A 454-nucleotide genomic window follows, 5' to 3' on the forward strand; every position below is an offset into this window, starting at 1 on the left:
TGAAAGAAAGTGGTGCGCATTCTGTAAAACTTGAAGGTGGTAAAGAAATAAAAGAATCTATTAAACGTATTTTACACGCTGGTATTCCTGTAATGGGGCATCTTGGTTTAACTCCGCAATCTATTTATAAGTTTGGCACTTATACCGTTAGAGCTAAAGAGGAAGAAGAAGCCGAAAGGCTTATTGAAGATGCCAAAATGCTTGAACGTATTGGTTGTTTTGCCATTGTTTTAGAAAAAATACCTGCTTCGCTTGCTAAAAAAGTAGCCGAAAGCGTAAGCATTCCTATAATTGGTATTGGTGCAGGCCCTAACGTTGATGGGCAAGTTCTTGTTTTGCATGACATGCTTGGCATGACACATGAGTTTAATCCGCGTTTTTTACGTAGGTATTTAAATTTATATGAAGATATGACAAATGCTATGAAACAATATGTTGCTGATGTAAAAAGTGT

Annotated in this window: 1 protein-coding gene; it reads left to right on the forward strand. The window is 36.6% G+C overall.

The window, feature by feature from the left end; all coding sequences use genetic code 11:
• Positions 1-454: 3-methyl-2-oxobutanoate hydroxymethyltransferase (locus FUA24_RS24820; protein WP_187388397.1), on the forward strand; the 454-nt coding region annotated here is incomplete at both ends.

The organism is Seonamhaeicola marinus (assembly GCF_008085455.1).